The following is a 22836-nucleotide window of genomic DNA, read 5'->3' on the forward strand; positions in this document are numbered from 1 at the left end:
TTACATACTCTCACTTTTTTCCGTGGGAGTAAATCTATTTTTAAGGAGGTCAACGCCTATGTGCAACGAAAACAAAGACACCGCCCGAAAGGAGGAAAGCCATGCAGAAGTTACAGACAGTCAACGCCGAAACGCTCCTTTATGAACCGCTTGAGAAACCATCCTTTGTGGTGGACAGCCTTATCCCGACAGGCTTATCGCTGTTCTGCGGCTCACAGAAGATAGGCAAAAGCTGGCTCATGCTGAAGCTATGCTTATGCGTGTCGCAGGGAATCCCTTTATGGGATATGCCGACAATGGAGGGCGATGTGCTTTACCTCTGCCTTGAGGACACGTTCTGCCGCATACAGGACAGGTTATTTCGTTTGACGGACGAAGCAAGCGGGCGGCTCCACTTTGCCGTGGCAAGCTGCAAGCTGTCAGACGGTCTTATCGTGCAGCTTGAAGATTATCTGAAAGATTACCCAGACAGCAGGCTCATTGTCATTGATACCTTGCAGAAAGTCCGTACAGCTTCAAAAGACAATGCCTATGCAAGCGACTATGGGGACATCTCCCTCATCAAAGACTTTGCCGACAGGCACTCTCTGGCGGTCATTGTCGTACACCACATCCGAAAGCAGAATGACAGCGACGTGTTCAACAAGGTGTCTGGGACGACAGGATTAACGGGGAGTGCGGACGCTACCTTTGTTCTGGAAAAGGAGAAACGTGCGTCTGACACCGCCAAGCTGTATGTGACGGGCAGGGACACGCCTTATCAGGAATACACGCTGCGTTTCCGTGATTGCCGTTGGGAGCTTGTGGAGCGGAAAACGCAGGAGCAGCTTGCGAAAGAAACGATACCAGATGTCCTTTTTCGGTTGGTGGATTTTATGAGGGATAAGGAAGAATGGATAGGCACGGCAACGGAACTGTTAGCCGCTATGGGGGAAACGGAAACCATACCCACGGTGATTACGAAATGGCTGAATGAATACCGCACCACATTTTTAAGCGAGAACCGTATCTGCTACCAGTACAGCCGCAGGAAAGACGGCAGGCGGATTGCCCTTGCAAGGAGGGCGGGTGACAGCGGTGATGGTGGTGACAGCGATATTAGGATACCCCCCTGTTACTGTCATTGACGCTTAAAGCCATGTAAAGCTGGCGGCTCTGCCCTGCGGGTGACAGCAGTGACGGTGGTGACAGTGATTTTAGGATACCCTGCCGCTGTCATCCCTACGGGAGAACACCCCGTAAACGCAAAATGCAGGCGTGAGATTTACTCGCCCTTTTCGGTCGTGTAAAACCACCCCTGCGGTCAGAAAAATCATTCCGATTTTTCCGACTGCGTTTACAGGGTGTAACACACTACACTTTGCCCTGCAAAGTCGTGTGCCAGACGTTCCCTCTGGACTCCCTTAAGGCAGGGCTGTGCCCTGCTATCCTACGCCTTACGGCTTCGGATAAAAGAATGGCGGCATGACGGTGACGGCTCTTGCGAGGGGGGTATCCCAAAAACACCGTCATCATCGACATGACCGTCATGCAGGGGGTGAGGGTGACAGTTGCGGCAGTCGGCAGGGGGTATCCCAAAACTGCTGTCACCACCGTCACCGCTGTCACCCCAAAGGACGGTCACCCGCCGAAAGAAAGGAGGAATCCGCCTATGCCTTATGCAATCCTGCGTTTCCAGAAACGAAAAGCGGGCGGCGTTGCGGCTTGTGAACGCCACAACGAGCGGAAGAAAGAAGCCTACAAAAGCAACCCAGATATAGATATGGAACGCTCTAAAAACAATTACCATCTCATAGCACCACCAAAGTACACCTACAAGAAAGAGATTAACCGCATGGTAGCCGAAGCGGGGTGCAGGACAAGGAAAGACAGCGTGATGATGGTGGAAACGCTCATCACAGCTTCACCAGAATTTATGAACCAGTTACCGCCCGAAGAACAAAAAGCGTATTTCCAGACGGCTCTTGACTTCATTTCGGAGCGTGTTGGAAAGCAGAATATCCTCTCCGCTGTCGTCCATATGGACGAGAGAACGCCCCATATGCACCTCTGCTTTGTGCCGATTACGCCAGACAATAAGCTGTCAGCGAAAGCTATCTTAGGCAACCAGAAATCATTATCCGAGTGGCAGACCGCCTACCATGAGCGGATGTCCTCACGGTGGAATCAGCTTGAACGGGGGCAGTCCTCAATGGAAACCAAGCGGAAACACGTCCCCACATGGCTCTATAAATTAGGCGGCAGGCTTGATAAACAGTATGAAGAAATCGTGTCTGCCCTATCCGACATCAACGCCTTTAACGCAGGGAAGAAAAGGGATAAAGCGTTAGATTTACTCTCTGCATGGCTGCCAGACGTGGAGAAATTCTCTAAGGAAATCGGGAAACAGCAGGCGTATATCGACAGTTTGAAAGAGAGAATTGGGCAGGAATCAGACTATGCGGGGCGTATGCGTGATGAAAAGTACGAGCAGGAACTAAAGGTGCAGAAAGCGAATCAGAAGATATTTGAATTGCAGAGAACCAACGAGCAGATGGGGCGGCTGCTGTCAAAAATACCGCCCGAAGTGTTGGAAGAATTGCAGAAAAATCATAGAAGCAGAGCGAAAGAAAGGTAGATATGTGAATGAAGAAACAGGATTTTAAGGTGTTAAAGACCAAAGACTTGTACCCGTTCCCCGACAATCCGTTTCATGTGGCAGAAGATGAAACACTGTCAGAGTTAGCGGAAAGCATCAAGGAATTTGGCATTGTCACGCCGATAATCACACGCCCGAAAGAGGACGGGGACGGTTATGAAGTGATTGCAGGACAGCGGCGTGTCCGTGCTTCTGAACTTGCAGGGATAAATACCGTGCCTGCGTTTGTCCTGCCCTTAGACCGTGACCGAGCCATCATCACCCTTGTAGACAGCAATTTGCAGCGTGAGAATATCCTGCCATCGGAGCGGGCGTTTGCTTACAAGATGAAATCCGAAGCCATGAAGCGGCAGGGTTTCCGCACAGACTTAACCTCGTCACAAGTTGTGACGAAGTTGCGGACGGACGACAAGGTGGCACAGGGCTTCGGCGTGGGCAGGATGACCGTGCAGCGTTTTATCCGCCTGACGGAACTGATACCGCCGATTTTGCAGATGGTGGACGAGGGGAAAATCGCCCTCACGCCTGCGGTGGAACTGTCCTTCTTGAAGAAAGACGAGCAGGAAAACCTCTTTGCCACGATGGAGAGCGAAGAAGCAACGCCCTCACTCTCACAGGCACAGCGGATGAAACAGTTAAGCCAGAGCGGGCGGCTTGACATGGATACGATATTTGCGATTATGACGGAGGAAAAGGGCAACCAGAAAGAAACCTTGAAAATCAACACAAGCAAGCTGAAAAAATACTTTCCGAAGAACACAACGCCGAAGCAGATGGAGGAAACCATCATCAAACTTTTGGAGCGTGAGTTGCAGAGGAAACGCAACCGTGACAGCCGCTAATCTTCTTTTTTCGGGAAGTAAATACAGAGAGTTGAGGTATGGAGAATGAGAGAAATCCAGTATGAAATCGTAAAGGAAATCGCAGTATTGTCTACGGGCGACAGTGGCTACACAAAGGAAATCAATCTCATTTCATGGAATGGGAAAGAGCCGAAGTATGACATCCGCAGCTTTTCCCCGAACCGTGAAAAGTGCGGCAAGGGAATCACGCTGAACGCTGATGAAGCGGCGGCACTCCTTAAAGCATTACAGAAAGAATTAAACAGCGAGGATTAATGGTATCTGATTGGCAGGGCGGGGACATTTCCAAACTCTTCCCTGCCCTGTCTGGAAAGGAAGATTTAAGTATGGGCGAGGATAAGAAAGCAGATAAAAAGAGAAAGCGTATCGTGCCAAAAGCACCAGTGCAGATGATAATCAGCCGTGAATATGTCGGCACACAGACCGTTACAGAAGCGTTTGTCCCGATTATCTCCGAGGATATTCGGAAGAAGATTGCCGAGGGCGACACCTTCGACAATGAGGGGCTGTCCGCTTAGAATGTACGCAATGGGACATGAAAACAGATAGGACAGATACGGAGGTTTTACAGTATGGCAGGAATCAAAGAAGAAAAGAAAATCTATTTAGTCGGCATTTATTGCCGCTTATCTAAAGACGATGGTACGGATAACGAGAGTGCGAGCATTGCGACACAGAAATCCATCCTCACGGATTATGTGAAAAAGCAGGGATGGCACATAGCAAAAACGTATGTGGACGATGGTTATTCTGGTACAAATTTCCAAAGACCAAGTTTCCAGAATATGATAAAAGACATTGAAAGCGGTCTGATAAACTGCGTGATTACGAAAGATTTATCCCGTCTGGGGAGAAACTATCTTGATTGTGGGTTATATCTGGAAGTTTTCTTCCCAGAGCATAACGTGAGGTATATAGCGGTCAATGACGGCGTAGATACCTTGAATAAATCTGCTATGGACATCACGCCTTTCCGCAACATTTTAAACGAAATGTATGCCGCTGACATATCTGTTAAGATAAAATCGGCATATCGGGCGAGGTTTCAACAGGGGAAATTCATGGGAACTACCGCCCCTTATGGCTATATCAAAGACCCTGCCGACCACAACCATCTGCTGATAGATGATAAAGTGGCACATGTTGTAAAAGAGATATTCGACCTTGCATTAAAAGGGAATGGAGTTGCCAAAATTTGCAGACATCTTAATAAACAGCATATCCTACGCCCTGCCGCTTATGCGGCGGAGCGTGGCGAAACAGGCTTTGAACGTCATTTTGAGGGGAACGAGGACAAACGCTATATTTGGAGTGGGAACAGCGTGAGGAGCATTTTAAGAAGCCCGATATATGCGGGAAATCTTGTAGGCTACAAACGGATTGCCGCCAATATGAAAAGCAAGAAACGCCCCTCTAAGCTGCCCGAAGAATGGGAAGTGATACCCAATACCCATGAGGGAATAGTCACGCAGGAGGAATTTGATATTGTCCAACAGCTTATTACAAGTCGTAGGCTTCCACAGAACAAGGGAGGATTTGTAAATATTTTTGCAGGCGTTATCAAGTGTGTGGACTGCGGATGTGCTCTGCGGGCAATGAACGTACACAGGAGGAAACGCCCAGAGATTATCGACTGTGTACAGTATTCATGTAATAATTATGCAAGAAACGGAAGAAGCGAGTGTAGTGCCCACAATATAGAAGCAAGGGATTTATTCAATGCCGTTCTTGCCGACATCAACTGTTTTGCGGATATGGCAGTGAATGATGAAAAGGCGGTCAGGGCCATAGAAAAGCGGCTCACGGAAACAGACCAGAGCAGGGCGAAAGCATTAGAGAAAGAACGTAAGAAGCTGAACAAACGCCTTGCGGAACTGGACAGGCTGTTTTCCTCTCTCTACGAGGATAAGGTCATGGAGCGTATTACCGAGCGGAATTTTGAGATGATGTCGGGGAAATACCAGAAAGAGCAGCTTGAAATTGAAGCAAGGCTGAAAGAGGTGACGGAAACTCTTAATGAAAGCTACGAGAAATCACGGGGAATCCGTGACTTCCTCGCCCTTATCCGAAATTATCAAGGCTTAAAAGAACTGGATGCAACAGTTATAAACGCACTCATAGACAAGATACTTGTTTCGGAGCGTGAGAAGATGGCAGACGGAACAGTGAAGCAGGAAATCAAGATTTACTATAAATTCATCGGCTTTGTCGATGAATTACATATCATACCTACAAAACGGTGGGCAGCAATGCCCGCTAAAAATTGTACGGTGTGCGGCGTTGAATATGTCCCGGGCTCTGGTGCATCAAGGTATTGTCCTGCTTGTGCCAAGAAGATACGGAGGGAGAAATCAAACGAGAGCAAACGCAGGAGCAGAGAACAGAAAAGGATAGCATGTATGAACTGTCCGCAAAAAATGACCGACTGATCTGGAACAGCAGGAAGGACGTATTTTAAGACAGGGAAACCAGAATGACAAAGTAAAGATATTCCGGTATGTGACGGAAAATACTTTTGATGCGTATATGTGGCAGATTTTGGAGAATAAGCAGAAGTTCATCAGTCAGATCATGACCAGTAAATCACCAGTCAGGGCATGTGAAGATGTGGATGATACCGCACTGTCCTATGCAGAGATCAAGGCACTTGCTACAGGCAATCCGTATATTAAGGAAAAAATGGATCTGGATGTGCAGGTGAGTAAGATGAAACTTCTAAAGGCAAACCATACCAGTCAGATTTACCGTCTGGAATCCGATATTGCAAAGAATTTCCCGGTACAGATCAGTGCATTGAAAGAGCGGATTGCCGGGATGCAGGTGGATTCGCAGGTAGTAAAAAGCGTGGATTTACAGGATAATGACACGTTTGCCATGACGGTAGGGAATGTTCTTTATGAAGATAAGAAAGAAGCAGGCGAAGCGTTGATCGCCTCCTGTGCAGGTTTAAAAACCGTCAGCACCGGCGGAAAGGTCGGGGAATATCATGGGTTTACGTTATCTGCTTCCTACAACATGTTTTCCAATGCGTTTGAACTGACGATCAAAGGAAAATGCTCTTATAAGCTGGAGATCGGAAAAGACCCAGTAGGAAATATGCAGCGTATCCATAACACGCTTTCTTCTATCGACAGGAAGCTGACGGAAAGTGAGCAGAAGCTAGAAACCGTACAACAGCAGTTTGCTACTGCACAGGAAGAGGTAAAAAAGCCATTTCCGAAAGAAGCAGAACTGAATGAAAAGATGGAACGGTTATCCGAGTTAAATGCATTGCTGAACATGGATGAAAAGGGCAATGAGACGATTATGGCAGATGAGGATATTGGCAGAGAAGGAAGCAGCATAGACAGCAGGGATGCCGTAGAAGAAAAAGAACTTCCGGAAACAGCAGACAGAATCCATAAGCCTTCTATTCTGGAACGATTAAAGCAGGAGAAGGCACAGCAGAATACAGCGGAACAGACCGTTACACAGAAAACTGCAAAGAAAAAACACGAACAGGAGTTATAAAAGATTTCCCGTCAGAGTTTTCTCTGGCGGGGACATAAAATGGAGGGTTTGTTTATGGCAAATAATATAGAAAAACAGTTAAAAGAAATATCGGAACGGCTGGAGCAGGGAGTAAAAGAAATCTTTACTTCGGAGAGATATACCGAATATCTGAATACCATGTCAAAGTTCCACAATTACAGCTTTAATAACACGCTGCTGATCACCATGCAGAAACCGGAAGCAACACTGGTGGCCGGGTATCATGCATGGCAGAAGAAATTTAACCGTCATGTAAAACGTGGAGAGAAAGGAATCCAGATCATCGCACCAGCACCGATACGGGAGAAACAGGAGATTGAAAAGATCGACCCGGTAACAAAAGAGCCTGTGATCGGGGATGATGGACAGCCGGAAACAGAGATCGTGGAGATGGTGATACCGAGATTCCGTGTAACGACAGTGTTTGATGTCAGCCAGACAGAGGGGGAACCGATCGCAGAACTGGAGGTGCCGGAGCTTACCGGAAGTGTACAGTTTTATGATACGTTCATGCAGGCATTGCAGAATATTTCTCCTGTGCCGATCCGTATGATGAATGTGGAAGGGGATGCAAAAGGCTATTATCACCAGACAGAAAAATATATTGCGATAAAGGAAGATATGAGTAATGTACAGACGATGAAAACCGGAGTCCATGAGGTGAGCCACGCATTGCTGCATGACCGGGAAGTAATGGATGCGGAAGGAGTCTTAAAAGACCAGACAACAAAGGAAGTGGAAGCATTATACTCAGTATTCCAAAATGTTAATCATTTTAAAGAATGCTGAGAAATAAGACGTTTTTCTACTAAAAGATAAGCATTATTCGTTAGCGCAATCCACAAAGTCTTGCCATTTCATCTTCGTTGTCTTCCCACATTGGTGCTTCATCAGATACAGGTGTTGGAACAGATTCCATTGCGTCTCTAAGCTGTTCAACAGATGGCTTTGCATAGTAGCTTTTGGTTGTATCAGTTCTGGCATGTCCTAACACTGTAGAAACCAGCTCAATGGCGATTCCATCCTGATAAAGATTTGTGGCTCTGGTTCGGCGGAACATGTGACAGTGAACCGAATCCGGAAGACTAAACCCTTTTTCACTGACCAGAGCTGCATATTTTTTTATAATCCGCTGGACATTTCCAACGGACATCCTGTCTGTTACACCTTTTATTGTTGTGGAAAATAAGTATGCTTCTTTGGAAGAATTACTGTGATATACACGTATATATTCCCTAAGGTGTTCGACTGCTTTAGCTGTTAATTGTATGGTTCTTTCTTTATTACCTTTGCCGGTTATGAAAATATTTGGATATTTTGTTTCTGCCGTGATATCACATAAGCGGATGTTAAGCAGCTCACTGACTCTTACAGCTGTATCGTAGAGAAGAATCAAAATAGCACGGTCTCGTACACCGAATTTCGTATTCAGCGGTGCAGACAGTATTGCAGCAAGTGCATCATCGGACAGAATAGGTTTTTCCTTTTTAATGGTTTTGCATGGTGAGATCTGACTGATCGCCAGGGCAACTGACTGGACTGATATGTCCATATCCGAGGCATAGTTCAGATAGGCACGGATAGCCGCAACTCTTACATTTACAGTTGATGGCTGGCTGCCATTTGCAAGCAGATATTCTCTGAAATTATAAATACATTCTTTGGTACAATCAGAAAACTGAAAGGTGCTTATGGATTTACCTAATTCACCTACAAGGTAGTTTTTAAATATTGTAAGGGAATCTCTGTAGGATTCTGCTGTAGCCTGACTGCGTCCGACCTGCTTTACCAAATAAACATTTAGAAAGTTCCATGTGTGAGAAAAGAACAGCTGGTCAGTCGATATCTTTGCTGATTTATTCTTCATAGGGAATCACCTCCGGAATGACCTTTCCAGACACTGAATCTTTCTCTCGGATAGTATCAAATGCCTTTTCTGCAAGATGATAGTAATAATACGTTTCGTCAGGACTTTTGTGTCCAAGGTATCTGCTTAAATATGGGAGCATAGTGTTTGTATCAATTCCCTGATGCATCCACTCATTAAATCTCTCCACTACAAAAGCATGGCGTAAACAGTGGGGGGTCGGATGTTTATCAACTGTCTTGGCAACCGGAAGCATGGCCCAATGGCGGTTAAAACTTGATTCTACTCCAGAGCACGAAACAGGCTTATGTGGATCTTTTCCCGGAAAAGCCCAGTCAATTCCGGGGAAAAGCATTTCCTGACGTTCTTTATAGTTTTTAAGTACCGGAAGGCTATCCTGCGGAAGATATACAAGGCGGTCCTTGTTACCCTTTGAGCCAAGGACAGTAAGGATTCCTTTATCCAGGTCTATGTGCTCCCATTTTAGCAATCGCCCTTCTGACAGACGCAGACCGCAGCAAAAATATAGGAGAAAAAGAATCTTGCACTCTCTATCGAGTCTAAATTGCTCTGAATTATGAGACGTGCGGATATCCATTTTCTGCAGCAGTTCCTTAACTTCCTCTTTTGATGGAATGTAAAGAACAGGACGGTAAGCCTTGCAGAAAAAATTAGGAATATATGCTTCCTGACCAAGGGAAAGGATATATTCACTCAGCACTTTCACCATCGACATACAGCGATTATGATAGGCATCTCCTTCGCCCGGTCTGGCTTCTGACCATTTGGCTGCCATTTCATAGGTGACTGTTGTCAGTTCCGGATAATTCTGTACGCAAAAGGTATCAAAGCGTTTTAATAGCTTTTCTTCGGAATTATAGGCATATCCATCAGCTCGTTTTTGCTGTATAAGTCCTTCGATATGATGTGCCAGACCGCTCTCAAAAATGTATGTCATGATAAAACACCTCCAAATTCCAGAGGGCAGAGCCTCATTTTATCTTCGTCACGTTCAAGATATACCTCTGCTGTTTCCTGACGTGCATGTCCGAGAGCATTGGAAATATCATCAAGTTTGTTGTCTGCCCGAAGCATTCTTGTGGCAAATGTTTTTCGTGTCATATGAAAGCCCTGACCAGCAGATAATTCAAATCCATATTCAGCAAGTATTCTTTTTAAAGCTCCACGGCACGCCGTTGTAACTTTAAGCGGAATATATGGTGCCTGATGGCGGATAAATATATAACCGTTGCCTGTGACAGCTGATTCCGGACGTCCATTCATGATGTATTTATATACTGAATTACCTACATCCGTTGGGACTGGAAGCGTTATTGCTTTGCTTGTTTTCTGCTGAATGAAGGAAACAGTTTTGTTTTTCCAGTCAAAATCATTTACCTGAAGCTTTAGGATGTCTGCTCCCCTGATACCCATTCGAAGTCCAAGCATGACCATGGCTGTGTCCCTGAGCTCCATGGGAGTAGAAGCTCTCTCACGATATTCATATATTTTCTCGACTATAGCATCGCTCAGAACATCAACTATGCTGCGATGAGGCGCACAGCTTGCAGATACTGCAAAAGCAAGTGTTGGTGAAATCAGATCCTGGTCAGCCATGTACCGTAGAAGCTGACGAAGCTTGGTTCCATATGCATTTTTACTTTCCGGGGTCGAGTGGACATCATGGTTATGAAATGCTTTAACCACATCGGGTGTTATGGAGACTGGATTATCTATTCCATTATCTTCAAGATATTTGAAGAAACTGCATCCGGCTGCCCTGCACATGGTAAGTGTCTTATCGGTCATTCCATCCCGCCTGCGGCTTTCTATGAAACCATCAAGGATGCTTTTGCTCCATGATGGAAGATGATCAGATGCACGCATCGGCTCAGCGATTATATTGGATTCCATTATGCCCTGGAGATACTTTTCAAACATTCTGATAGTGTGTGAACGATGAGCTGATCCGGAACTGCTGGCTTTGATCTGATTCGGGCAATCCGGGAGTATACCTATCCATGATGTCACAGTTTCTGCCGAGTGTTCCAGATGGTTAAGTTCCAGGAACATGAAATACCATGTGAAATCATTGCGATAAACAGCTTTTGATGATTTCATGTATTTCCAATCGTCCAAAGCGTCAAGATATTCATCAGCTTTAAGAGCGAGAGGTATACTCGGATGAAATGCGGTACCTGTTTTAGAAAGTCTCATCTCAAGCAGTATTTCAACGTTCTCACCAAAAAGAACCCGCTGGTAACACTCTGGCACATCACCTCTGCGGTGAAGATATTTCATAAGTGCTGTCATGGCACATACGGCGTTCTGACGTCTGGCAAGAGATTTACAGGATTTGCAGTAAGTATTCCAGTATTCGATAAGAGTATCTATGGTTATTGCTTCCGGCTCTGTAACTCCCAGGGAAGTAGCAAGCCTGAAGAACTCCTTGATGGCAACAGAATACGTATGGTAATAGCAGGGATTCTGTGTGGTCGCATAGTATTCTTCCAGCTCATATGTCAGGCGAAAAAAGGATTCCGATATTCCGCTCCGGCAGAAAAAACTGTCTTCTGAGCGGCAGAAAGAACTTTTGATATCTCCAAAGAGCAGGTAATGCTCGAGGCGGAACAGGGCATTTCTATATTGAGAACACGTCTCATAGGAAATTTCCCGTTTTTTAATCTCAAGCCAATCCAGTGCGGCATCCATTGAAAAAGGAATGCCCTTATCCATCAGGTACTTGAAGAGTGTAGCATAACAGGTTCTGTGCATGTCTATATTTTTACATGCACTGTCTGGCTGTTTCATCATATTGAGAACTGATGAAATAGCATCTAAATAGTTTATTTGCATATCAAATGCGCTCCTTTCCGGTTTCCCATTCGAGGGGAAAACCTGATAATAGCGTATCTGATAATGCTCATCTTTTTTACAAGAAAGTGAGGATTTATGGAAAATAATTTAAAAGATCAACATTATAAAAACATGGGTATAAAGCCTCAAATGGAAACATTAACATTTGAAGCAGAAAGTATTGCTTATATTGTCTGCAACCATTTTGGTCTGGATACTTCAGAATATTCGTTTACCTATATCGCCAGCTGGTGCGAGAGCAGGGATATGAAGGCGTTGAAAGCATCTATGGATACCATCCGAAAAACATCTGCAGAGATCATTGGGAATATTGAGGAGCAGATGCATGAGCTGGAAAGAGAAAATACCATGCAATATGAAGAAAAAGAAGCATCTGCCACCAGACAAGAAAAACTGGAACAGGACAGTGCGGAAATGATTGATGAAACTTTGCTTTTTCATGGAGAAAGCGGTCGTTTTGCAATCTATCAGATGGATACGGGCGGAGAGCATACTTATCAGTTTATGGGGTTTGAATCGGCTAAAAAATTAGGCTATACCATTGAGGGGAAAGACTACAGGATGGTGTATGCGGCTCCGTGGACACCAACGATCACATTAGAGGATATTTTTGAGAGATTTAATATCAACCGCCCGAACGATTTTCATGGACATTCCTTATCGGTAAGCGACGTCATAGTTATAAACCGGACGGCGGAGACAAAGGCTTATTATGTGGATTCTTTCGGCTTTGAGGAACTTCCGGACTTTGTACAGCAGAGAATGGAGATGCTGGAAAATAATCATACCAGAGCCTATCCCCCAGTCTATAAAGGAACACTTGCTCAGGCAATGGAAGAAAGGGATGTAGATGCCTATCTGGATTCCAGAAAGTTAAACATTGATTGTAAGAAAGCAATCGAGGAAGCGATCGCATTAAAATTTGACGGATTGCATTTAGAGGAAGATGCCGCAACGCAAGTGTTAGAGCAGTTTGGAGAAGAACGTATGACGTTTGTTATGGCAAATACGCTCCGGGAACTTTCTTATGACGGCAGATTTTCCAGGCAGAACAAAGACTGGGCAGAACATATCGAAATCCCGGAAAATATCAATCAGGGGAAGAATCTGAATCAGGATTATGTGATAGAAAGCCATCCAGCAGTGTTAGATGGTTTTATTGATATGGCAAGGGCAGAGATCCGGATGCAGAAGATTGAACAGGCGTTAGATGAAGCGGAAGTTACCATTACAGCAGATACCAGAGGATTTGAAGCAGATGGACATGCGGGAACCTGGCATACGGTGGATGAAAGAGAGTATGCAGGGGAGAAGTTTTTCTTCATGGAACATGATGAGTATGGTTCAGATGTGGCAGGGATTATCGTATCGGAACATGGTCAGCTTATTGCAGAAGATCTCTGGAATGGGTATGATGCAGGAGCATTGGAAGCTATTTCAGAATATCTGCAGGAGAAAGGGATTTCTGTAGAGGGACTTATGCCGGAACTGGAGCCGGATGAACTGGCATATAAGATTGACGATAGGTATTTTGCAATCCAGAGAACAGAGGAAGGCTATGATTATACCTTTTATGCTTTGGATTATGATGAGATCGACGGCGGTGCCTATGATAATCCTGATATTTCTATGCGTCAGGCAATGGAAGATATTCTTGAAGATGAGGATATGTCCCTGGAAAATGCCGTTCCCGTTGACTATGAGGATTTGATGGCAGAAGTGGAAGAAGCAGGCGAACGGCAGATGCAGCTGGCACAGTTATTAAAGAATTGTCCACCAAGTATTTTTGAGGATTATGACAGGGAAAGAGCAGTGGATACCTGTGAGGGAATTGTAATGCAGTTTACCAAGAGCAAAGGGTATCTGACCGTACAGGCAACGGAAGAAGGCTATTTTTATATTTTTATGATTCTGACCTGCACGAAATCCATTCCAATGATTATGACGATCCCAAAGTATCTGTTCAGAAAGCTACTTATGAAATCTTAAAAAGTGAAAGAATGGATGATATGGAATGTGTCAAAGTGGACTATAAAGAATTTGAGGCAATGACCATCCAACATTCAAAGGATTTACTACAGGCAGGTGAGCTTCGTGCGACTTCTGAGATTGGAAGAGATGAGGTTGCATTAAATGGTCTTAGCAGGGCAGAAGTGGAACGGGGTGTCTTGTATCACGCACAGGGTATTCTGGAAGATATGGGATTAGAAAATGAAGTAGAGCTACTTGCAGCAAGGGTGCATGGTTCCAGAAGCAGAGAGGAACTTTACAGAGATGATTCTGACCTTGATGTGGTGCTTTCTTATCGTGGCAATATCCGGGAGGACAGTTTCTTCAATGAATTAAATGCTCATGGTATGGCAATGGCAGGTATTAAGGTAGACATCAATCCTATTGCAGAAGAAAGAATTACTCTGGCAGAATATATGAGGGAATCCGAAGCCTATCTTGATCAGCAGGAGATCAAAAAGCTGGCGGTGGATTTAGATAATTTCAGCTATGAATATGACACTTACGAATATAAAGATACCGTTGAGAACAGGGAAGAACAGGTGGAGAAAATCACAGAGGACATCCTGAATAAGAAAACAGAGTGTTTAAAGGACTGGCTCGTTGAAGTATCGGAAGAATCTGATATAGACAGTGATGTGATAACTGCCCGGTCATTACTTTCCCGTCTGGAAAATGCAGAAACCCTTTCTATCTTTACCAGACAGCCTGAGCAGGAACAGCCAGAAGCTACGATCAGTTTCTATGTAGCAGAGTGCATGGAGTTCCCGGTCATGGGTGAGTACCATAATAATCTTACTCTGGAAGAAGCAATCAAAATCTATGAAAGTATTCCGGCAGAACGCCTGCATGGAATCAAAGGGATTGGTTTTGATCTGCAGGACGGGGATGAGGATTATTCCGGGGAATACGGACTTATGAGTGGAGACAGGATAGAAAGGAATCTGATTGATATGATTCCACATTATAAGGAAAGTCCATTGGTACAGAAAGCAATCAACGATATGGAAAAATATCTGAACGAGAAACATGAAAAGGTGCAGGAAACAAAACAGACTGTGGAAGTGAAACAGGAAGTTCCAGAAGCACCAGTCAAGAAAGAATCCGGATCAGTGGAACCGAACCAGACACAAAAGAAAGAGCCGGCAAAGGGCGAAAAAGGGGAACTGAAAAAATCTGTGTTGCAGTCGTTGAAAAAGTTTCAGGCAAGGGCAAAAGCACAGGAACAGAAAAATAAAGAAGCAGAAAAAACCAAAGCACATAAGAAGGGGGATGTAGAATTATGATGGATCTGACAATGAACTTTGATACAGACGAATGTTTAGTAACCGCAATGTTTGATAAAGGAAACAGAAATGACACAATGGAAGCAATCGACCATATCATTCCATTTCTAAAAGGGGATGCGGATATGATCGGGCTTGTCTGCAATACCCTAAGAAAGCTGTTATGCATGAGTGATGAAGGCTATGAGACTTTTCTTATAGACTTGGAAGATTATAAATCGGAACTGGAAGAGGGGGAATGAATTCAAGCCAGAGTGCAGTATAGCAGGTGAAAGATGAGAAGCGAAGGAAAAAGTGTCAGCATTGAGAAATGTTAACAGGTATATATTGGAAGAATTCAGCCAGGGGAACTCTGGCTGATATAAAAACACATCTGCAGAAATAGTGACTGAAGAAATTTTGAGTAGTGGAATTGGGAAGAAGTATTTAGATACTATAATAAAGAGATTAGCTGGCTTGTATACTAACAGAGAAGACATAGTAAACAGATTTGCGTTATTATCAGGGATTGTAGGGAGATTCCGAAGAGCTTTTGTTCAGATGATGAAACAATAGGATTGGTACAGGAAATATATGGAACAAAAGTTAATAAAGGGATTTGTTGCGTTTTCCGCTATAATAATCTGCCAGCAAAGAATGTGTTGCCTGAATATGTTTGTGATTATAAGAAACGAGCAGGGTTATTTCAAAGATCAGCAGATTTAGAGTAGTTCTTTTTTTCTGAGAGAAAATTAAAAATCGTTTTTGGTTCTTCTGGAGAGTGATTATAGCGTTTGGGAAACATCCGGAGAAACCATTACCTCAGGGTGTCGTAAAGTTCTTTATCAAAGAAGCTTTGAGATGCCCTTTCTTTTTTATCCAAATCTTTTCTTTTGTTTACATATATAAACCTAAGAAAAAGCTTGACGTTTAAATATTACAAGTGTAATATTTAAGAAAATATGAAAAAAGGAGAAATAAAACTATATGAGAAAAAAGAAAAGAAAAAAACACACGAAGATTATCACAAAAATAGTTTTATTTAGCGGTATATTGATTGGTGGTGAAATCGGTATTGTAACAATAATGAATTGTAATGTTCCTGAAAAAAGACTAATGGAATATATGAAATATATTGAAAAAGGGGAATATGAGCAAATGTATGCCATGCTGGATCAGAAAAAAAGCAGCATGAACAGTAAGGAAGAATTTATAGAACGAAATTCTAAAATATATGAAGGCATTGAGATGTCTGATCTGTCCATAACTGATATTACAGTAAAAAGACAAGAAAACGGAAATGCGGCGGTTTCCTATACAACAAATATGCAGACTGCTGCAGGAAATGTAGAATTTACCAACGATGCGGTATTTTCACATGATTGGACAGGATATCATTTAATCTGGCAGGATCAGTTGATTTTTCCAGAGTTATCTGCAACGGATAAAGTTCAGGTAACGTCAGAAGAGGCAAAGAGAGGAGATATTTTAGACAGAAATGGTCGTCAGTTGGCTGGAGAGGGAACTGCATCTTCGGTAGGAATTGTTCCGGGCAGGATGGAGAACAGAGAAGATACAATAAAAAAACTGGCAGAGTATCTTGGAATTGGAGCAGACGAAATTGAGGATAAGTTAAAAGCCGATTGGGTAAAAGCAGATTCTTTTGTACCAGTAGCAACAATTCCTAAAATACAAGAGGTCGATCTTCTGACAGTGAATCCGGATGAAACTGTTCTGGAAGAAAAAGAAAAGCAGGACACATTATTGAAGATTCCAGGTATTATGTTATCTGATGTAAAAGTACGAACTTATTATCTAAAAGAAGCTGCCTCTCATCTGGTAGGGTATGTACAGGCGGTTACAGCCGAGGATTTGCAGGAACATAAAGGGGAAGGGTATCGTACAAACAGTGTGATTGGAAAGACGGGACTGGAAACGCTTTATGAAAAAGAACTAAAAGGGACAGATGGGTGTGAGATCTGTATTGTAGATGCAAATGGAAATAAAAAAAGTGTTATTGCATATGAGCCTAAAAAAGATGGAGAAGATATCCATACTACGATTGATGGCGATCTTCAAAGTACTCTTTATGAACAATTTAAAGAAGACAGAGGATGTTCTGTAGCCTTGAATCCTTATACAGGGGAAGTACTGGCGTTGGTAAGTACGCCATCTTATGATAATAATGATTTTGTACGTGGAATGGACAACAGCCAGTGGAGTGCATTAAATGAAAATGAAGACAGGCCTTTATACAACCGCTTTCGCCAGACATGGTGTCCTGGCTCAACTTTTAAATCTGTAATTGCTGCAATTGGATTAAAAGTGGGGGCATTTACTGCAAATGACGATTTTGGAAATGAGGGTCTGGCGTGGCAGAAAGATTCCTCGTGGGGAGATTATACAGTGACTACACTTCATGATTATGCACCTGTGATCTTGAAAAATGCGCTTATTTATTCAGATAATATTTATTTTGCAAAAGCAGCATTAAAAATTGGTGCGGATCAACTGATGCAGTCTCTAAATCAAATAGGATTTAATCAGGAACTTCCATTTGATATTAAAATGTCAGAGTCCCAATATTCTAATACGGACAAGACAGAAACAGAAATCCAGCTTGCTGACAGTGGGTATGGACAGGGACAGATTCTGGTAAATCCTTTGCATCTTGCAAGCATTTATACGGCTTTTCTAAATGATGGAAATATGATAAAGCCATATCTTCACGCGGATGGTGGAAGCACTTCCGGTGAAATCTGGATAAAAGATGCTTTTTCACCACAAATTGTTTCGGAGGTTATGGAGGGGTTAGAGGGTGTAGTGAATAACCCGGAAGGAACTGGTTATGGAGCATGCCGGGAAGACATTAGATTAGCAGGAAAAACCGGAACAGCGGAACTGAAAGCTACAAAAGAAGATACATCTGGAACAGAAATTGGCTGGTTTACAGTTTTTACTACAGATAGAGATGCAAAGAATCCTATTTTGCTCATCAGTATGGTAGAGAATGTGAAAGATATTGGAGGAAGCGGTTATGTGGTGGAAAAGGATAAGGCGATACTGGATGAATATCTTGGTAATGAATAATTTTTACCTTTAAATATTACAAATGTAAGAGGAAAATGATATGAAAAAAATTTGGAAAATATTTGTGGGAGTTATTTTTCTTGCTGTCTGTAGTGGATGTGGCATAAAGAAAGAGCAGAAAAAGACAATTGAAGATACGAAAGAAAAAATTTACAGAGAGTGTGAAATGCTAGCAGAAGGCTATCAGAGCATATATGAGAATGCTGTGAAAGAAAATGCACTATATGAGCTGAGTACAATACAAAAAAGTATGGATTATTTTGGAAAATATGGATATGCAGTAATTGATTCCTACAATCAGCTGGATATGGTTCAAAGTATTAAAGTAGATGATTTTTTGAAAAAAGCAGAAAAAGAGAAAAATGGAAAAACTACTATATTTCAAGTTATAGCAGGGGATCATTTTATTCGGTATGATCTGAAAACCAAACAGGGGAAAATAGACGTTGAAGTAAGCTCTTTTAAATGGAAAGAGGATACTTGGCAGGAAACATATTATCATGAGTTTAGAGCTAATTCATGGAAATATACAGAAAACGGGTATTTCTTTATGGAAGAATATCATCCGGCTGGATATGATGGACCGTCTGGATATCGGGCCTTTCGGGTAGTGCCGTTAAATAAAAAATGCAGGGAGCTGAATCGAAAATATATACTTCCTTTTGGATATACACTTAATAAATTGTTTACTTCTAATTGGAGTGAAAAAAATTATGATGGAATAAATTTTTATGATGTTTTTGACCGTTTACTTTCAATGGAAGAAAAAGCTGATGAATTTAAGGAAGGAAAGACTTATGAAATCCCAAAAGAATCATTTGAAGCGATATTTCAAAAATATTTTAATATAAGCGCAGAGATACTGCAGACAGGAACGGTATTTCACACGGAAACACAGACATATCGGTATCGAACCAGAGGAATCGTATATGATTTTGCTCCCACACCATATATTCCATATCCGGAAGTTGTTTCCTACATAGAAAATCAAGATGGAACAATAACACTGGAAGTAAATGCGGTATGGCCACAAAAAGAATTAGATCAGGCGTTTTGTCATAGCGTAACCATTCGGCTGTTAGATAAAGATAGATTTCAATATGTATCCAATTATGTATCAAGGTCAGAAATAGAGGTTACCTGGTATACGGAAAGATTATCAGACGAAAAGTGGGAGGAATGTTATGGAGATAATTGATATGAGTACAAAAAGAAAACTGAAAAAGATGGTGAGTGTTTTATTTATTTTGGGATGCTTTTTCATAGGAAATACAAAATGTAAAGGGGCTGATTTAGAATATATTTCACAGGAAACTGCGAATTATGCTGTACAAGAAAGAGGATATGATTTGCCAGTAGATGAAGTCGTGAAAGAAGAAGCTATTGAAGATTGTAAGAATGTTATGAATCAGATGAAAGCCATTTATCAAAAGGCGGATAAAGGAACTTCATCGAATGTAGTAGTTTCTGAGACAGTAATGGAAGAAATGCAGGAAGTATTAAAGGAAAAAAATGTCCCTGTTATTACATCAGCGCCGTATTCAAATATGGCTAATTATTCTAAAATGGAAGAATTTCTTTTCAGGGCAGAACAGGATCTGCCAGGAGATATCGTCTTATATAGGATTAACAGGGATGGTGGGATAGAAAGACTCAAATTCAATTATGATGGGACAGATATGTATTTGCTGGCTGCGAAAGCTGTTTGGGGTATGAACGACAATCCATCTATTGTATATGTTTCGTATACAAGGATAGAAGAATGGAAATATACAGAAAAAGGCTGGTTTGGTTATACGCTATGTGTTCCAAAATATCCGGAAGTATCAGAAGCGGTTGATGGCAGTTCTATGATAAGAATTAAACCTTTAAGTGATGAATGCAGGGAAGTTTCAAAGAGGTGTGTGTATTGGCTTGGATATCAGGGGAATAATCTTTTATGTTCTGATTGGGATAGATCTGATATGGAAGGGTTAGATTATAATGGTTTATATGAATATTTATATCGAATGAAATACGGGGAGAGATATGAGTTTTCAGGTAACTCAAGTGGAATTCCGGCAGAAGAGTTTGAAAATCTGATAATGGAGTTTTTGCCGATAACAGCGGAGCAAATTAAAAAATGGGCAGTATTTGATTCGGAACATCAAACTTATGACTGGGAACAATTTGGTTGTTTTAATTATAGCTTTGGAACATCTTTACCGGAGGTCGTTGAAATAAGAGATAGCGGAGAGGGAAACAATGTGCTGGTTGTTGATGCTGTATGTGATACATTTATATGTAATGATGCCGTTATTACAAGTGAGCTGACTGTTAAGTTCAACGATGATAAGAGTTTTAAATATATGGGGAATAAAATTCTGAATAATGGTACGAAAGAAATTCCCAAATATCAATATAGAATAAAAAGAAAGAACTGATAACAACTATCAGCCCTTTCATATTTGTTAATTCCATATATGTAATTTTTTTAAGATATCAGAAGTGATTTCAAATGCCTTTTTGCCAGTTGCATTAGAATCACTTTGGATATTGGTTGCAAAATAATAGCTGTTATCGGAAGTTTCTACATATCCGATAAACCAGCCGTTGATATCCTGTCCGTTGACACGACCGGTTCCAGTTTTTCCGTAGAAATTACCATTAGGTGTACTGGCAATTTTTATAGCATTTTTAACAGAAAATACATTTTGGGAATTTAGATGGAATTCATTTGTGTTAAATTTTTTCAATAATGTTACTTGCTCTAAAGGCGAGATTTTTAATGAAAAATCGGACCAGTATAAATCCAGATTTGAACTGGTTGTCTGGTTTCCATATTCTATTTTATTCAAAAATTCCTGGACTCTGTTAATTCCGAGCTGCGAATCAATTGCCTGGAAATACCAGTTAACGGAATTTTGCATAGCAGAGTTTAAATCCTGATCAGCTTCCCAGGATGGAAAAGGAAAGGCATCACCATTCCATGTCATGGAAGAGTGTTCTGGTGTGATGATTCCGGATTCCAACCCTAATAATGCATCGTATATTTTGTAGGTAGACTCTGGCGGAATACGTTTGGTGGCTTCTTCAAGATCGTATATTTTCCAGGAATCCAAATTATTGTCATACAAAACAAATGATCCATCATATGTTCCAAATGTTTCGGATATATCTAACAGGGAGATATTTTTGTCTGTATCACTAAAATGATATACGCTTTGAGTAGAGGCATCAATGGATAAAATGGGTGTACATCCAATAAAAACAGCACTAATGACCAGATAAATTATCAATGCTCTCATTTTTTGATAAAGAGTTTCTTTCCTAAAAACGGCGATGTTGAGAATACGTCGTTTCATCTGCCTGAAATTTCCGGACATTCCAACTGCCAGTGGAGAGGAAAAAGAGGATATTTTTTCTGCAAAATTAATCAGTGTAGTTCCATAAGCTTGGTATTCATCAGCAGAAATCATCTGCAATACAGCAGAATCACAGGCTATTTCACGGTCACAGAAAATTTCTTTTAAAGTGTACCAAACAAAAGGGTTAAACCAGTAGAGTATATTACTTATGACCATGAGGAAGCCAATAAATGTATCTTTGTGACGGTAATGCTGTAATTCGTGTAGCAGCATAAAACGCATATCATCAGGATTCAGTTCGGAAATTAAATGGATGGGAATGTAAATCCTGGGATGTATTATTCCGATTAAAACTGGTGATTTTAAAAATGCAGTACTGTAGACTGATACTGGGTAAGAGATTTTAAGTTCCTTTAAACAATTGTAATAAATAGTTTTTACCTGCTGATTTTGAAGCGGGAGAGCAGATCTTTTTATGGAACGTACATAGTTTAATGAATGAAGGGTGAGGACTGACATAATCATAACACCCGTTATCCATATTAGAAAGAGTATGGTATTCAAGCCTCCAGAAAATTGACTACTGATGGAAACTGAAAAATCATTCACCTGGTTTAACAAAATATTTTGTGTATTACTGGTAAGTTCGGATAGCGTGTCGGTACCAGAGTTAAGTCCTGAGTCAGTTTGAAAAAAATGTAACCATGAAAAAAGTTGTGAGCCATGAATCTGTACAGGAAAAAATGGCACGGCAAGTAATAAAAATAAAAGAAAACAGAGATGGTACTGTGTAGCCGCAGATAAATATTTTTTCAGAAGTTTTTTTGTTCCGATTATTACAAGTGTAAAAATACATATGAAGATATTACTGATTAAAAAGTGGATGATCCAGTTGCTCATTGAAAACCTCCTATTTCTGATGTTTTGATAATAAATGGCGTAAGTTATCAATTTCTGTTGAAGAGAGCTTATCGTCTTCAAGGTAAGAAGCCAGCATAGAAGAAAGATTTCCATTATAATATCGCTTTAAAAAAGAATTGCTTTCCTGGCGTATATATTCATCTTCTTGGACTAATGGAGTATAGACAAATACCCGGCTTTGTTTTTCGTAGGAAAGAGCTTTTTTGGAAACAAGTCTCTTGATAAGAGTTTGAATTGTTTTTGGACTCCAGCTGATAGTTAGAGTAAGTTTTTCTGTAATTTCATTTGTATTGATGGGAGCATATTTCCATACAATTTTCATAACTTCAAATTCGGCTTCTGAAATCTGGGGTAGTGACATAATAAAATCCTCCTGCTAAATCCTACATATGTAATAAATATATTATATTACTTGTAGAAGAAAAAA

Annotated in this window: 15 protein-coding genes and 3 pseudogenes; 13 read left to right on the forward strand and 5 right to left on the reverse strand. The window is 41.7% G+C overall.

The window, feature by feature from the left end:
• Positions 1-101: 101 nt before the first annotated feature.
• From V9W66_RS16870 to V9W66_RS16905, 8 genes and pseudogenes are all read left to right on the forward strand, one after another.
• A pseudogene (locus V9W66_RS16870) lies at positions 102-1134 on the forward strand (AAA family ATPase).
• A gap of 517 nt (positions 1135-1651) precedes the next feature.
• Positions 1652-2617, forward strand: coding sequence for a MobV family relaxase (gene mobV, locus V9W66_RS16875; RefSeq protein WP_001820668.1), 966 nt, complete (start codon positions 1652-1654; stop codon positions 2615-2617).
• An 8-nt stretch (positions 2618-2625) separates the two neighbouring features.
• On the forward strand, positions 2626-3480 hold the full coding sequence (locus V9W66_RS16880; protein WP_000743700.1) for a ParB/RepB/Spo0J family partition protein: 855 nt from the start codon (positions 2626-2628) through the stop codon (positions 3478-3480).
• 45 nt (positions 3481-3525) lie between these two features.
• Positions 3526-3756, forward strand: a complete 231-nt coding sequence (locus V9W66_RS16885) for a YdbC family protein (RefSeq protein ID WP_001206986.1) — start codon at positions 3526-3528, stop codon at positions 3754-3756.
• 71 nt (positions 3757-3827) lie between these two features.
• Positions 3828-4019 (forward strand): hypothetical protein, encoded by a 192-nt coding sequence (locus tag V9W66_RS16890; RefSeq protein WP_001820669.1) that lies wholly within the window; start codon positions 3828-3830, stop codon positions 4017-4019.
• A 54-nt stretch (positions 4020-4073) separates the two neighbouring features.
• Complete coding sequence (locus V9W66_RS16895) at positions 4074-5930, forward strand: recombinase family protein (protein ID WP_001820670.1); 1857 nt, start codon at positions 4074-4076, stop codon at positions 5928-5930.
• Between the two features lie 109 nt (positions 5931-6039).
• Positions 6040-7011: a helicase gene (locus tag V9W66_RS16900; RefSeq protein WP_243121689.1), complete on the forward strand. Its 972-nt coding sequence runs from the start codon at positions 6040-6042 to the stop codon at positions 7009-7011.
• 54 nt (positions 7012-7065) lie between these two features.
• Positions 7066-7809: pseudogene (locus V9W66_RS16905) on the forward strand (ArdC-like ssDNA-binding domain-containing protein); the annotation flags it as partial.
• A gap of 52 nt (positions 7810-7861) precedes the next feature.
• Here the strand turns inward: V9W66_RS16905 and V9W66_RS16910 are convergent.
• From V9W66_RS16910 to V9W66_RS16920, 3 genes are read right to left on the reverse strand one after another with little or no spacing between them, the layout of a single operon-like run.
• Positions 7862-8899, reverse strand: coding sequence for a tyrosine-type recombinase/integrase (locus tag V9W66_RS16910; RefSeq protein WP_439362791.1), 1038 nt, complete (start codon positions 8897-8899; stop codon positions 7862-7864).
• Positions 8889-9857: a tyrosine-type recombinase/integrase gene (locus V9W66_RS16915; RefSeq protein ID WP_118254733.1), complete on the reverse strand. Its 969-nt coding sequence runs from the start codon at positions 9855-9857 to the stop codon at positions 8889-8891. The genes V9W66_RS16910 and V9W66_RS16915 overlap by 11 nt, the downstream gene beginning before the upstream one ends.
• Positions 9854-11755: a tyrosine-type recombinase/integrase gene (locus tag V9W66_RS16920; RefSeq protein ID WP_118699676.1), complete on the reverse strand. Its 1902-nt coding sequence runs from the start codon at positions 11753-11755 to the stop codon at positions 9854-9856. The genes V9W66_RS16915 and V9W66_RS16920 overlap by 4 nt, the downstream gene beginning before the upstream one ends.
• A 150-nt stretch (positions 11756-11905) precedes the next feature.
• Here V9W66_RS16920 and V9W66_RS16925 point away from each other — a divergent pair.
• From V9W66_RS16925 to V9W66_RS16945, 5 genes and pseudogenes are all read left to right on the forward strand, one after another.
• Positions 11906-15072: pseudogene (locus V9W66_RS16925) on the forward strand (LPD16 domain-containing protein).
• Positions 15069-15314 carry a transposon-transfer assisting family protein gene (locus V9W66_RS16930; RefSeq protein ID WP_118252643.1) on the forward strand — a complete coding sequence of 82 codons (246 nt, stop codon included), beginning with the start codon at positions 15069-15071 and terminating at the stop codon, positions 15312-15314. The pseudogene V9W66_RS16925 and the gene V9W66_RS16930 overlap by 4 nt, the downstream one beginning before the upstream one ends.
• Positions 15315-16038: 724 nt before the next feature.
• On the forward strand, positions 16039-18141 hold the full coding sequence (locus V9W66_RS16935) for a penicillin-binding transpeptidase domain-containing protein (protein WP_138277355.1): 2103 nt from the start codon (positions 16039-16041) through the stop codon (positions 18139-18141).
• Positions 18142-18181: 40 nt separating this feature from the next.
• The gene (locus tag V9W66_RS16940) at positions 18182-19339 is read left to right on the forward strand and encodes a DUF6070 family protein (RefSeq protein ID WP_118012902.1); all 1158 of its coding nucleotides are present in this window, start codon (positions 18182-18184) and stop codon (positions 19337-19339) included.
• Positions 19326-20564: a DUF6070 family protein gene (locus V9W66_RS16945; protein ID WP_144095783.1), complete on the forward strand. Its 1239-nt coding sequence runs from the start codon at positions 19326-19328 to the stop codon at positions 20562-20564. The genes V9W66_RS16940 and V9W66_RS16945 overlap by 14 nt, the downstream gene beginning before the upstream one ends.
• Positions 20565-20591: 27 nt before the next feature.
• Here the strand turns inward: V9W66_RS16945 and V9W66_RS16950 are convergent, their stop codons facing one another.
• Together V9W66_RS16950 and V9W66_RS16955 are read right to left on the reverse strand one after the other, a co-directional pair.
• Positions 20592-22388 (reverse strand): BlaR1 family beta-lactam sensor/signal transducer, encoded by a 1797-nt coding sequence (locus tag V9W66_RS16950; RefSeq protein ID WP_138277357.1) that lies wholly within the window; start codon positions 22386-22388, stop codon positions 20592-20594.
• Positions 22389-22398: 10 nt separating this feature from the next.
• Positions 22399-22773, reverse strand: coding sequence for a BlaI/MecI/CopY family transcriptional regulator (locus tag V9W66_RS16955; protein WP_138277358.1), 375 nt, complete (start codon positions 22771-22773; stop codon positions 22399-22401).
• Positions 22774-22836 lie beyond the last annotated feature (63 nt).

The sequence above is a fragment of the Blautia massiliensis (ex Durand et al. 2017) genome (genome assembly GCF_051861785.1).
GTDB classification, from domain to species: domain Bacteria; phylum Bacillota; class Clostridia; order Lachnospirales; family Lachnospiraceae; genus Blautia_A; species Blautia_A luti_A.

Bases quoted from the DNA above. Each gene is read 5' to 3' on its own strand.
- mobV (WP_001820668.1), top strand. From the start codon at position 1,652: ATGCCTTATGCAATCCTGCGTTTCCAGAAACGAAAAGCGGGCGGCGTT.
- V9W66_RS16920 (WP_118699676.1), bottom strand. From the start codon at position 11,755: ATGCAAATAAACTATTTAGATGCTATTTCATCAGTTCTCAATATGATG.
- V9W66_RS16895 (WP_001820670.1), top strand. From the start codon at position 4,074: ATGGCAGGAATCAAAGAAGAAAAGAAAATCTATTTAGTCGGCATTTAT.
- V9W66_RS16910 (WP_439362791.1), bottom strand. From the start codon at position 8,899: ATGAAGAATAAATCAGCAAAGATATCGACTGACCAGCTGTTCTTTTCT.
- V9W66_RS16935 (WP_138277355.1), top strand. From the start codon at position 16,039: ATGAGAAAAAAGAAAAGAAAAAAACACACGAAGATTATCACAAAAATA.
- V9W66_RS16890 (WP_001820669.1), top strand. From the start codon at position 3,828: ATGGGCGAGGATAAGAAAGCAGATAAAAAGAGAAAGCGTATCGTGCCA.
- V9W66_RS16930 (WP_118252643.1), top strand. From the start codon at position 15,069: ATGATGGATCTGACAATGAACTTTGATACAGACGAATGTTTAGTAACC.
- V9W66_RS16945 (WP_144095783.1), top strand. From the start codon at position 19,326: ATGGAGATAATTGATATGAGTACAAAAAGAAAACTGAAAAAGATGGTG.
- V9W66_RS16880 (WP_000743700.1), top strand. From the start codon at position 2,626: ATGAAGAAACAGGATTTTAAGGTGTTAAAGACCAAAGACTTGTACCCG.
- V9W66_RS16915 (WP_118254733.1), bottom strand. From the start codon at position 9,857: ATGACATACATTTTTGAGAGCGGTCTGGCACATCATATCGAAGGACTT.
- V9W66_RS16950 (WP_138277357.1), bottom strand. From the start codon at position 22,388: ATGAGCAACTGGATCATCCACTTTTTAATCAGTAATATCTTCATATGT.
- V9W66_RS16940 (WP_118012902.1), top strand. From the start codon at position 18,182: ATGAAAAAAATTTGGAAAATATTTGTGGGAGTTATTTTTCTTGCTGTC.
- V9W66_RS16885 (WP_001206986.1), top strand. From the start codon at position 3,526: ATGAGAGAAATCCAGTATGAAATCGTAAAGGAAATCGCAGTATTGTCT.